This is a genomic window from Stenotrophomonas sp. B2 (genome assembly GCF_014947095.1).
Taxonomy (GTDB): domain Bacteria; phylum Pseudomonadota; class Gammaproteobacteria; order Xanthomonadales; family Xanthomonadaceae; genus Stenotrophomonas; species Stenotrophomonas maltophilia_P.
On record NZ_JADCQA010000004.1, the window covers coordinates 79,130 to 91,473 of the forward strand.

A 12,344-nucleotide genomic window follows, 5' to 3' on the forward strand; every position below is an offset into this window, starting at 1 on the left:
CTCGACGGTCATGCCGACCGTCGATCCCGTCCTGCTGCTGTTGACCACCTGCCCGGACCGGGCCAGTGCCGAGCGCATCGCGCATGCGCTGGTCGGCGAGCGCCTGGCCGCCTGCGTGACGCGCCTGGAAGGGGCGCAGTCGACCTACCGCTGGCAGGGCGAGGTCACTACCGATGCCGAGCTGCAGCTGCTGGTGAAGACCACGGCCAGCCGCGTGGAGGCAGCGATGGCGCGGATCGTCGAACTGCATCCGTATGAACTCCCCGAGTGCATCGCGGTCGAAGCCCGGGCCGGACTGCCGGCCTATCTGGATTGGATCCGGGCGCAGACCCGGGAGGACACCGCTTGATGAATCTGTTTGCCCGTGCCGCCGCGCTGTGCGCCCTGCTCTCGCTGGCCCTGCCTGCATTCGCCCTGGACGAGAAAGATCTGCTGCCGGTGGACCAGGCGTTCGCGCTGACCGCCAGTGCGCCGGAGCGGAACCAGATCCAGCTGCAGTTCAAGATCGCGCCGGGGTACTACCTCTATCGCCACCGCACCAGCGTCAAGGCCGACCCGGCCTTCAATGCCGGTGCGCTGCAGATGCCCAGCGGCACCAAGCACCACGACGATTTCTTCGGCGAGGTCGAGACCTACCGCGAACGCCTGCAGGTTTCGCTGCCGGGCGCCCCGACGGATGCGGCCGGCACCCTCAGCTTGGAAGTGCGCTACCAGGGCTGCGCCGATGCCGGTGTCTGCTACCCGCCGCAGAAGCGCGTGGTCCAGGTGACACTGCCCGGTGGTGGCGGTGGCGCCGCAGCCGCCCTGCCAACCGCGCGGGTCACCGGCGTGAACGCGTTCAACACTCCGCTTGCCGGGGCCGGCAGCGGTGGTGGCCTGCGCCTGCCCGGCAGCAGCAACAGCCAGGCGCTTCCGCTGCCCTCCGAACAGGCCTTCGGCTTCGACGCGATCGCCAGCGATGGCAACACCCTGCTGCTGCGCTTCAGTCCCGCGCCGGGCTACTACCTGTATCGCGATCGCACCTCGCTGAAGCTGGAAGGCAGTGCCGGTGTGCTGGCAGATGCGCCGCGCTGGCCCGCCGCGCAGTCGCATCGCGACGAGCACTTCGGCGATGTGTCGGTGTACTTCAACCAGGTCGAAGTGCCGCTGCCGCTACGCCGCACGGTGACCGACGCGGTGGACAGCACACTGGTGGTGACCTTCCAGGGTTGCCAGACCGATGGCATCTGCTACCCGCCGATGACCCGCCGGGTGAAGCTGTCGATCCCCGCGGGAAAGATCAGCGCCCACGCCGGCCAGCCTGCGCCACGCAGCGAAATGATCCGACCGCTGCCGGCGGGCAGCGCCGCACCGCGCGAGGCGGCCAACGGCACCCCGTTGCGCCTGCTGCCTACCGTGCCGAACAGCGAACCAGCGCGTACCGATGTGGACGGCGCGCAGGCAGGGTTCGCCGCCGATGCGCGGGGCGACAACGCGCTGCGTACCCGCCCGCCGGCCACCACCCCGGATCCGGACCGTTCGTTCCTGTGGGTGCTGCTGCTGGCACTGGCCGGTGGTCTCGTACTGAACCTGATGCCCTGCGTGCTGCCGATCCTGTCGCTGAAAGTGCTGGGCCTGGCACAGAGCGGTGAGAGCGCCGAGCGCGCCCGCAGCCACGCCATGTGGTACACGCTGGGCGTACTGGTCGCCTTCGCGGTGATCGGCGCGCTGATGGTCGGCCTGCGCATGCTTGGCAATGCGGTGGGCATCGGTTTCCAGCTGCAGCACCCAGGCGTGGTCGCGGCACTGGCCTACATCATGTTTGCGGTTGGCCTGAGCCTGTCCGGCGTGTTCACCCTCGGCGGTGGCCTGGGCAACCTCGGCCAGTCACTCGCCCGTCGCAGCGGTCCGGCCGGCGATTTCTTCACCGGTGCGCTGGCCTGCGTGGTCGGCAGCGCGTGCGTCGGTCCGTTCATGGGAGGCGCGGTCGCCTATGCCTTCGTTGCCACGCCCGTACAGGCGATGGCCGTGTTCCTGTTCCTGGGCCTGGGCCTGGCCCTGCCGTTCCTGCTGATCGGCTTCGTGCCGGCGCTCGCGCGGCGCCTGCCCAAGCCCGGCCCGTGGATGGAAACGCTCAAGCACGTGCTGGCGTTCCCGATGTATGCCACCGCACTGTGGCTGCTGTGGGTGCTGGGCAAGCAGCGTGGCGTGGACGGCATGGCGCTGGCGCTGGGCGGACTGCTGCTGCTGGCCCTGGGCCTGTGGTTGTTCGAGCGCAGCCGCTGGCGCAGCCAGCGCGCCGCCGGCCTGCTGGGCGTGCTGCTGGCAATCGCCGCGCTGGTACCGGTGTGGGGCGTGACCCAGCTGAAGCCACCGGCACGTGCGGCACAGGCCACCAGCGAGAACGTCGTGGAGTATTCGCCGCAGCTGCTCGACCGCCTGCGTGCCGACAACCGCGTGGTGTTCGTCAACATGACCGCCGACTGGTGCGTGAGCTGCAAGGCGAACGAGCGCGCCGTGCTGTCGCGACCGGAGTTCAGGGAGCTGCTCAGGCGCACCAACGCGGTTTACATGCGCGGCGACTACACCAACGTGGACCCGCAGATCACCGCTTTCCTCGATGAGCACAAGGCCGTGGGCGTTCCGCTTTACGTGGTGTACGGGCCCGGCGCACCGCCGACGGTGCTGCCGACCCTGCTTACCCAGGCCGTGGTCGAAGAAGCGCTGCTGCGCACCGCACGATGAGGTGGCAACGGCCAGCGCTGCTGTGGACCGCGGTGCTGGCTGCCGGACTGGGCCTGTGGGCCGGCCATCGGCTGACGCCGGTGCCGGCGGCAGACGCTGGCGATCCAGACGTGCAGCCACCTGCAGCACCGCTGCCCGTGCTGCAGGCAGGCGATGCCCTGCCCGCACTGGTGCTGCCGGACCTGCAGGGACAGCCGCTCGATCTGCGCCAGCGTTTTGCCGGCCGGCCGCTGCTCATCAATGTCTGGGCCAGCTGGTGCGGGCCCTGCGTTGAGGAAATGCCGGAACTGTCGCGCTTCGCGCAGGCGCAGCAACCTGACGGCGTGCAGGTGCTGGGGCTGGCGCTGGATACACCCGAAGATGTGCAGCGCTTCCTGCAGCGGGTGCCGGTGGACTACCCGATCGTGCTGGAGACGCCCGGTCCGCGCGATGCCAGCGTGCAGCTGGGCAATGCCCAGGGGCTGCTGCCTTACAGCGTGCTGGTGGATGCACAGGGCCGCATCGTGAAGCAGAAGCTGGGGCCGTTTGCCGCCGGCGAAGTGCAGACGTGGGCCCGGCTGTAAGCCTGGCCGCGGCCGGCATCCACGCGTCCTGATCCCGGTCAGACCAGTGAGCGCGCCCAGAGCTGGGACACCTGTGGCTGGCCGAACAGCTGCTCGTGCTGCTCGGTCATCAGTTCGAAGCCGGCCCGTTCGTACAGGCCGCGGGCGTCGATGAGCGCGGCATTGGTCCACAGCACCATGCGCTTGTAGCCCACCGCGCGCGCGAAGCTCATCGCCTCGTCCACCAGTCGCTGCCCGATGCCCCGCCTGCGCGCGCTGGCATCGACATGCAGCAGCCGCAGCTTGGCATTGTGCGCGTCGTGCCGGACCACGAACACCGACCCCACCGGGGTGCCGTCCAGTTCAGCGATCCAGCAGCGCTCGGTCTGCGGGTCGTGTTCGCGCAGGTAGCGGGTGACGATGTCGGCCACCAGCGCTTCAAACTCCGCGTTCCATCCGAATTCGCGTGCATACAGCGCGCCGTGCTTCTGGATCACCCAGCCCATGTCGCCGGGGCGGGGATCGCGCAGCACGCAATCCGACGATGCACCTCCCAGCAGTGCCTGGATGTGCGCCATCGCCTCAAGAAGGCGCTGGCATCCTGCTTCGCTGATATCTCCCAGCATGGCAGCGACGCTTTCGCTGGACGCTGCATCCAGCTGTGCGAAGGCGGCGCGGCCCGACTCGGTCAACACCAGCCGGTTCGCGCGCGCATCCATCAGCGACGGTTCGCGTTGAACCAGACCGCGCGCCTGCAGCCCGCTCAGCAGCCGGCTGAGGTAGCCCGCGTTGAGGTCCAGCCGATGGCCCAGCTGCGCAGCCGTGATGCCCTGGCCCGCCGCCAGTTCGAACAGCACCCGCGCCTCGGTGAGGGTGAAGTCGCTGTGCAGCAAACGCTCCTCGAGCACCGCGATCCTGCGGGTGTAGAAGCGGTTGAAGGCGCGGACCTGTGCGACGGGATCGGAAGTGAGCGCAGACACGGGGACGTTCCTGATGGTTGCCTTGGGCACATAGTACATGCCTTGAGCAACCATATAAGGCTGTTTTGCGATCCATTCCGCGTCTTGGCGCCTTAAAACGAAAGATTCGTTGCAGTACGGTTTACGTTCTGTTAATTCTGCGTTTAGCGACCAGGGCCCTGGCTGCAAGGAGAACCAACAGGATGAACGACTGACCGACAAACCACTCAAATCGACTGCAGGGTGCATGCATGAAACACGGAATTCGCAGAAGTGTTCAGGCTCCAGACGCAATCACGCCATTGGCATCCGCAGTAATGGTGGCCCTCGCCACCGCGCTGCTGTCCACCAGCCCCGTTGCACGGGCGCAGCACAGCGGCACATCGACGACGCCCGACGCGGCCACCACCCTGGATACCGTTTCGGTACTGGGCAGCCGCACCAAACCGCGCACGGTGTCCTCGTCGGCGGTGCCGATCGACATCATCAGCGGTGAAGAGTTCCGCAACCAGGGCGCGACCGACGCCCTCGACCAGCTCAAAGTGCTCGTGCCTTCCTTCAACGTCAGCACGATTCCCATCGACGATGCGGCCAGCCTGGTGCGTCCGGCCAACCTGCGTGGCCTGCCGCCGGACAACACCCTGCTGCTGGTCAACGGCAAGCGTTTCCACCGCTCGGCGGTGATCACGTTCCTCGGCCACGGACTGTCCGACGGCGCACAGGGACCGGACCTGTCCGTGTTCCCCTCGCTGGCGCTGGAACAGGTGGACGTGCTGCGCGACGGCGCAGCGGCACAATACGGCTCGGACGCCATTGCCGGCGTGCTCAACTTCAGCCTGAAGAAGCTGCGCGAAGGCGGCACCGCCGAGGTGTTCGCCGGCCAGTACTACGAGGGCGACGGGCTCACCACCCAGTACTCGGCGCAGATCGGCCTGCCGCTCACCGAGCACGGCTTCGCCACCCTTACGGCCGAATGGCGCAACGCCGACGACACCTCGCGCAGTGTGCAGCGCGACGATGCCGCCGCGGTCGCAGCGGCAGGCTACCCCGGGGTGAAAGATCCTGCGCAGATCTGGGGATCGCCGAAGGTGGACGACGACCTCAAGCTGGTCGCCAACCTCGGTTACGACACCGAGAACGTGGAGTTCTACCTGTTCGGCAATTACGCCAAGCGTGAAGTGGATGGCGGGTTCTACTACCGCGACCCCACCGCACGTTCGGGCGTCTACTCCAACGATGGCGGCCAGACATTGCTGGTGGGCAACCTGACCGGCGTGGGCGCCTGCCCCACCATCGCCCTGCGCGATGGCGCCGGCAACCTGCTGCCGTACGGCACCGTGAGCGGCGCGGTGGCTGCCCTGCCCGCCAACTGCTTTACCTTCCTGTCCAGCCTGCCCGGCGGCTTCACCCCACGCTTCGGCGGGAAACTGGAAGACGCCTCGGTGTTCGCCGGCGCCAAAGGCACCTGGGGTGAGTGGTACTGGGACGTGAGCGGCTCCTGGGGACGCAACGACATCGAGTTCACCATCTACAACACCGTCAACGCCTCGCTCGGTCCCGACCAGCCGGCCGGGCTGTTCTTCCGCCCGGGTGGCAATACCCAGACCGAAAAGAACCTCAATGTGGACGTCAGCCGGGACATCCCGGTCAGCTTCAGCAGCCAGCCGCTGCGCCTGGCGATGGGTGCCGAATGGCGCGAGGAGAGCTTCAGGATCAGCCCGGGAGACGGCCCGTCCACGGCCATCGGGCCGCTGACCGAGCAGGGCTTCGCGCTGGGCTCCAACGGGTTCAACGGCTTCAGCACGCGCACCGCCGGCACCTTTGATCGCCGCAACTGGGCCGCCTACGCCGACCTGGAAGCCCAGCTCACCGAGCGGCTGCTGCTGGCCGGTGCGCTGCGCTACGAGGACTACGATTCGTTCGGCAGCACCACCACCGGCAAGCTCACCGCGCGCTTCGACTTCAACGAGCACTTCGCTCTGCGCGGCGCCTACAACACCGGCTTCCGTGCGCCGACTCCCGGCCAGGCCAACATCAGCCAGATCAGCACCGTGTTCGGCGGTACCGCACTGGAAGACATCGCCACCCTGCCGCCGACCAATCCGATTGCCCAGCTCAAGGGCGCGCAGCCGCTTACTCCGGAAGAGTCCAGGAATGTGTCATTGGGCGCGGTGTGGACCGAAGGTGACTGGCTGGTCACCCTGGACGGCTATCAGATCAAGGTGGAAGACCGCATTGCCCTGAGCACCAGCTTTGCAGTCACTCCGGAGGAGCGTGCGGCGCTGGTGGCCGGCGGCAATGCAGAAGCCGCTTCCATCTCGCAGGTGACCTACTTCGGCAACGCCTTCGATACCACCACCACCGGCGTGGACCTGGTGACCAGCTTCAAGAGCAACCACTTCGGCGGGGTCACCACCTACTCGCTGGCGGCCAACTGGAACCGCACGAAGGTGGACCGCTACGACACCGACTTCATCGACGAAGCGCGCGTGTACAAGCTGGAGAAATCGCTGCCCAGGACCAAAGGCTACTTCAGCATCAATCACCAGCGGCAGATCTTCCACGCCAATCTCCGGTTCAACTATTACAGCAGCTGGTACGAGGATCACCTGGACAGCGGCGTGATCTCCGCCGAGGACGGCGGCCTGCCGATCTACGGGGGCAGCGCGTTGATCGTGGATGCGGAAGTGGGCTGGAAGTTCGATTCGGGCCTGTACGTCAGCGTGGGCGCGCAGAACCTGTTCGACCGTGTGCCGGCCAGCAACCCCTGGGGGGGTGTGGCCGGTGCGCAGTATCCGGTGCATTCGCCCTACGGATTCAACGGCGGGTTCTATTACACGCGGGTGGGCTGGAAGTTCTGACGCAGGTGCAAGTGCACGCAACGGTGGCCATGGAAGGCCCCGTCGCTGGCGCCACCCCACCGGCTTGACCGCAGGCAGGGCGCCCCCGAGAATTACGCGACTAATTCTCATTTGCTGTTGCGCAGGATGCGAGCGGCAGCCCTCCTGGCTTTCATCCCCCGATGTTCAAGAACGTCCTGTTCCAACTGCACTGGCTGCTGGGCATCACGGCCGGCACCGTTCTGGCCATCATGGGCCTGAGCGGCGCAGCCCTGTCTTTTGAAGATGAACTGCTGCGCGCCGCCAACCCCGGCTTCGCCGCCATCGCCGAACATCACGCCGAAGGCCAGCAGCCGCTGCCCCTGAGCGAGCTGGTGCCGATGCTGCAGGCCGACAGCAAACGGCCGTTGCAGCGGCTGCGCGTGGATGCCAGCGGCCAGCGCCCATCGGTGGCCCGTTTCGCCGGCGGCAAAGCGCACTGGGTGTACTTCGACCCATACAGCGGCGAGCGCTTCAGCGCCCTGCGCGGGCAGGCCTTCTTCGACTTCGTCGAAGACCTGCACCGCCACCTCGCCGCGGGCGAGCGCGGAAAATGGATCACCGGCAGCTGCGCAATCGCCCTGCTGTTCTTCACGCTGTCCGGGCTCTACCTGCGCTGGCCCCGCCGCTGGTGGCACTGGCGAAGCTGGCTGGCCGTGGAATGGAAGCGCAGCGGCCGCGGCTTCCTGTGGAGCCTGCATTCGGTGGCCGGCACCTGGGTGCTGCTGATCTACCTGATGAGTGCCCTGACCGGCCTGTGGTGGTCGTTCGACTGGTATCGCAGCGCGGCCAATGCCCTGCTCGGCGTGGCGCCACCGGCCAAGCAGGTGATCGATGCCGGCGCCGTGCTCGACCTGCGCCGCGTGGAAACGACGCTGTACGCGCAGGCCGGGGTGCGCACCGGTTACATCGACCTGCGGCTGCCCGAGAAGCCCGGCCAGGCACTGAATGTGCGGACCATGGCGGGCGATCCAGCATTGCGCGGCGGCCATCATGACCGCGCGCACGATCTGCTGCAGCTCGACCCTGCCAGCGGTGCGATTCTGGACGCGCGTCCCTACGCGCGCCAGGGCGCTGGCGGTCAGCTGGCTACCAGCGTGTTCGCGCTGCACTCGGGCAGCTACTTCGGGATTCCCGGGCGCATCATCGTGATGCTCAGCAGCCTGGGCATGAGCCTGTTCTTCATCACCGGCTGGCTGCTCTATCTCGACCGTCGCCGCAGCCAGCGCGCCGCACGTGCGCTGCGCCAGCCGCTGCCGGCGGCCGCAGCCAACGGCGCCGCATGGCTGATGGTGCATGCCAGCCAGAGCGGCCTGGCCGAGCAGCTGGCATGGCGCGCGGCAGCGCAGCTGCAGGCCAGCGGACAGGCGGTGCAGGTATTGCCGCTGGCAAGGATCGACGCGCACCGCCTTCAGGCGGCGAGCCACGCGCTGTTCGTGCTCAGTACCTTTGGTGACGGCGAACCGCCGGATTCGGCACGACGTGCCTCGCGCCAGCTGCTGGGCCGATCCCTGGACCTGGCCACACTGCAGTTCGGCATGCTCGCGCTGGGCGACCGCCAGTACCCGCACTACTGCGCCTTCGGCCGCCAGTTCGATGCGTGGCTGCTGGGCAACGGTGCCCGCGCGATGTTCGACCGCATCGACGTGGACGCTGCATCGGTCGCGGCATTGCGCCAGTGGCAGCAGCAGCTCGGCCTGTTGACCGGCATTGCTGCCGACGACAGCGTGCTGCCGGCGGCCACCCGCATGCACGACTGGCAGCTGCTGGATCGCCAGCAGCTGAACCCGGGCAGCGTCGGTGGTCCGATCTGGCGGATCCGGCTGGCCGCGCCGGATGACGTGCAGTGGCAGGCCGGCGACATCCTGCACATCGCGCCGCGGCACAGCGCCGCGCATGCCCGTGCGGTACTGCTGGCGCATGGACTGGACCCGCTGCAACCGCTGCTGATCGAAGGCGGCACGCAGACCCTGCAGTGCCTGGCCAGCGAACGCGAACTGCCGGACGCGGCCAGTGCGCTGCAGGTGCAGGATGCCGGACGCTGGCTGACGGCCCTGCCCGTACTGCCGGGCCGCGAGTATTCGATCGCCTCCTGCCCGGCTGATCGCGTGGTGGAACTGGTCGTGCGCCTGGTGCACGACAACAACGGGCGCCCGGGGCTGGGGTCGGGCTGGCTGTCGCTGCATGCGCCGGCAGGCGCGCACATCGCCGCGCGCGTGCACCGCAACCGCGGCTTCCATCGCGTGCCGGGCGCACCCATGGTGCTGATCGGCAACGGCACCGGCATCGCCGGCCTGCGCGGCCTGCTGCGCGAGGCGGCACACGCAGGCGAGCACGGCCACTGGCTGCTGTTCGGCGAGCGCCAGCGCGCTCATGACTTCCTGTTCGCCGATGAGGTGAGCGCATGGCAGGCGCAGGGCCATCTGATCCGGGTCGACCTGGCGTTCTCGCGCGACGCAGCGGGCGGTTACGTCCAGGACCGCCTGCGGTCGGCCTGCGATGAACTGCGGGAATGGATGCAGCGTGGCGCCGTGATCCATGTCTGCGGCTCGCTGCAGGGCATGGCCGAGGGCGTGGATCAGGTACTGCGGGGCGCGCTCGGTGACGAGGTGGTGGAAACGCTGCTCGAGAGCGGCCGCTACCGGCGCGACGTGTATTGAGCCGCGCCGCCGGGCTGGACCCGGCGGCGGACGCGATCACGCCGCCGCGCGGGCCTGACGGTCCGGCTGCAGGCGGAACGCGGACACGGCTTCGGCCAGCGCGCGCACCTGCGCCTGCATCTGCGCGGTCGACGAGCCGGCTTCTTCCACCAGGCTGGCGTTGCGCTGGGTACTGGCCTCCATCTGCACGATGGCGTGGTTCACCTGGGCGATGCCTGCGTGCTGATCCTGCGAGGCGCTGCGGATGCCGGCGAGCAGGTCCGCCAGTTGCTGCACGCTGCCGACGATCTCGTCCATGGTGGTGCCCGCCTGCGCGGCCTGCACGCTGCCCTGGCCGACGCGTGCCACGGAATCCTCGATCAGCGCCTTGATCTGCCTGGCTGCCTCGGCACTGCGCTGCGCGAGCAGACGCACTTCCGCCGCCACAACCGCGAAACTGCGGCCCTGCTCTCCGGCACGCGCAGCCTCCACGGCGGCGTTGAGCGCAAGGATGTTGGTCTGGAACGCGATGCCGTCGATCAACTGGGTGATGTCCCCGATGCGGCGCGATGCTTCACTGATGCCCTGCATGGTCTCCACCACCTGACCGACGGCCATCCCACCCCGCTGTGCAACCGCTGCAGCCCCCTGCACCAGCGCGTCGGCACGTCCGGCGGCGTCGGCGTTGCGGCCGACGGTGTCGGTCAGCTCATGCATCGAGGCTGCGGTCTCTTCCAGATTGGCCGCCTGCTGCTCGGTACGCTGCGAGAGGTCGTGATGGCCAGAAACGATTTCACCGACACCGCTGTCCAGGCTGGCAGCGGCGCGCTGGATGCGGGTGACGATGCGGCCGAGCTGTGCGACGGTTGCATTGGCGTCGTCGCGCATGCGTGCGAACACGCCCTGCAGCTCACCTTCCATGCGCACGCTGAGATCCCCACGGGCCAACGCCGCCAGCAATGCCTGCAGGTCCCCCAGGTTGGTTTCAAAGGTGGACAGCAGGCGGTTGATGCTGGTGGACAGCGTATGCACGAAACCGTGCTTGCCCTGCAGCGAAATGCGCCCGTGCAGGTCACCCTGCGCGGCAGCGTCGACCAGTGCCGCCACCTCGGTCTCCAGCAGCGTTTCCAGCGCACGGCTGCGCCACTCCAGCGCCACGCCCAGGAACTGGTCGTCATCGACGATGGCATTGGCGATCAACTGATAGCGCACACCGGCATGACTGATTTCCCGCTCCTGGCGGTGGCGCGCGTCGACCAGGCCGGCCAGGGCCGGATGCAGGTCCCGCGCGTCAGTGCCGACCAGCGCGTCGGCCTGCAGGCCCAGCACGTGCCGCAACGCAGGATTGGCGTAGGCCACCTGGCCTTCGGCATCGACCACCATCAGCCCGGTCTGCGCGCAGTCCAGGGCCTGGCGTACGCGCGTGTTGCCACGGGCCATCGCACGCTCGGTCTCGATGCGCGCACGCAGCCGCTGCTGCATGTCCACCAGGCGCTGTGCCAGCTGGCCGATCTCGTCGTTGGCGTTGTGCACGCGCAACGTGGTATCGAGCCGGTCATCGGCGATGTCGCTGGCGAACCGCAGGGTGTCCTGGATCGGCCTGCGCACCGCGCGCAGCACCAGCAGCAGGCTGGTGATCAGCACGCCGGCCACCAGCAGCAGGGTGAGGGCGAACAGCACGCTCATGGTGCGTGCACCGGCCTGCTGCCGCGCCTGCGCCAGGGCCAGCGCATTCACCTGTGCCTGCTGGAAGGCGGCGAGCGCGGGCGCCACGCCGGCAGCCGTCTCCATCAGCGATTGCGTCTCCACATCAAGGCCGACGCGGGCAGCGGTATAGCCGAGCAGTGCCGACTGATAGGCGTCCATGCCGGTGCGGAGCGCCTCCTGCACGTCGGGCGGCAGCCCCGCCAGCGCCAGATCGAACGGCAGCTTCTCTTCGCTTGCACGGTCGGCATGAGTCGAATCGCCATCGAGCAGCAGCAGCGCTTCCTGGCGCCGCATCTTCTGCAGGTGCAGCGCCAGTGCCGGCCGGTCCAGGCCATCCACCCGCTGCTGCAGGGCATCGGCGGCCTGCTGCAGTTGTGCAGCCAGGCCGGCATCACCCCGCCCCATCTCATCCACACGTTCGAACAGCGCGGCCACTCCCTGCGAGAATCCCTCGGCGGCCTCGGTGAGCGCCTGCAATGCCTTGCGGCGACCGGCATCCATCGGCATCGCCCTGAGCGCATTCAGATCGACCTGCAATGCCTGCTGGGCAGCCTGCAGCTGGCTGCGGTCAGCGTCGTCGAAACTGCGTGCATACTGGGTCTGCAGGCGACGCGCCTCCGCCACCCGTGTCGCCAGGCGTGCGGCCAGATCGCTGCCACGCTGGTAACTGGCCTGACTGCGTGCGGCCTGGCTGCTGGCATGGCCGGTCCAGGCATGGACGGCGGCGATCGCCACCAGGCCCGCGCCGCAGACCAGCAGGGTGGCCTTGAGTTTGTTGGCCACGCTGAGTCGATGCGGCTGCAGCCAGACCAGCAGGCGTGGAAACGCCGAGCGCATCGCGATGAGACGGGTGCGCAGGGACCGAAGGGGGACGGCGGCCGACATCACAGACTC

General features: G+C 68.3%; 7 protein-coding genes. 5 read left to right on the top strand and 2 right to left on the bottom strand.

Annotated elements, in window-relative coordinates; genetic code table 11:
• Nucleotides 1-10: 10 nt before the first annotated feature.
• The 3 genes from cutA to IMX13_RS05545 are packed head-to-tail and all read left to right on the top strand — an operon-like array spanning nt 11 to nt 3,287.
• On the top strand, nt 11-349 hold the full coding sequence (gene cutA / locus IMX13_RS05535; RefSeq protein WP_053515713.1) for a divalent-cation tolerance protein CutA: 339 nt from the start codon (nt 11-13) through the stop codon (nt 347-349).
• Entirely contained in the window at nt 346-2,724 is a 2,379-nt protein-coding gene (locus IMX13_RS05540; protein ID WP_193395976.1) for a protein-disulfide reductase DsbD, read from the top strand. The genes cutA and IMX13_RS05540 overlap by 4 nt, the downstream gene beginning before the upstream one ends.
• The gene (locus tag IMX13_RS05545) at nt 2,721-3,287 is read left to right on the top strand and encodes a TlpA disulfide reductase family protein (protein ID WP_053515709.1); all 567 of its coding nucleotides are present in this window, start codon (nt 2,721-2,723) and stop codon (nt 3,285-3,287) included. The genes IMX13_RS05540 and IMX13_RS05545 overlap by 4 nt, the downstream gene beginning before the upstream one ends.
• Before the next feature lie 38 nt (nt 3,288-3,325).
• Here the strand turns inward: IMX13_RS05545 and IMX13_RS05550 are convergent, their stop codons facing one another.
• Entirely contained in the window at nt 3,326-4,246 is a 921-nt protein-coding gene (locus IMX13_RS05550; protein WP_319637172.1) for a helix-turn-helix domain-containing GNAT family N-acetyltransferase, read from the bottom strand.
• Between the two features lie 296 nt (nt 4,247-4,542).
• On the opposite strand from IMX13_RS05550, the gene IMX13_RS05555 reads away from it, so the two are divergent.
• Together IMX13_RS05555 and IMX13_RS05560 are read left to right on the top strand one after the other, a co-directional pair.
• Nucleotides 4,543-7,086, top strand: coding sequence for a TonB-dependent receptor (locus IMX13_RS05555; RefSeq protein WP_193395978.1), 2,544 nt, complete (start codon nt 4,543-4,545; stop codon nt 7,084-7,086).
• Between the two features lie 161 nt (nt 7,087-7,247).
• Complete coding sequence (locus IMX13_RS05560) at nt 7,248-9,764, top strand: sulfite reductase flavoprotein subunit alpha (protein WP_193395979.1); 2,517 nt, start codon at nt 7,248-7,250, stop codon at nt 9,762-9,764.
• Nucleotides 9,765-9,800: 36 nt separating this feature from the next.
• On the opposite strand, the gene IMX13_RS05565 is transcribed toward IMX13_RS05560, so the two are convergent.
• Entirely contained in the window at nt 9,801-12,335 is a 2,535-nt protein-coding gene (locus tag IMX13_RS05565; RefSeq protein WP_193395980.1) for a methyl-accepting chemotaxis protein, read from the bottom strand.
• Nucleotides 12,336-12,344 lie beyond the last annotated feature (9 nt).

Coding starts and splice junctions, on each gene's coding strand:
- IMX13_RS05565 (WP_193395980.1), bottom strand. CDS start 12,335: ATGTCGGCCGCCGTCCCCCTTCGGTCCCTGCGCACCCGTCTCATCGCG.
- cutA (WP_053515713.1), top strand. CDS start 11: ATGCCGACCGTCGATCCCGTCCTGCTGCTGTTGACCACCTGCCCGGAC.
- IMX13_RS05555 (WP_193395978.1), top strand. CDS start 4,543: ATGGTGGCCCTCGCCACCGCGCTGCTGTCCACCAGCCCCGTTGCACGG.
- IMX13_RS05560 (WP_193395979.1), top strand. CDS start 7,248: ATGTTCAAGAACGTCCTGTTCCAACTGCACTGGCTGCTGGGCATCACG.
- IMX13_RS05545 (WP_053515709.1), top strand. CDS start 2,721: ATGAGGTGGCAACGGCCAGCGCTGCTGTGGACCGCGGTGCTGGCTGCC.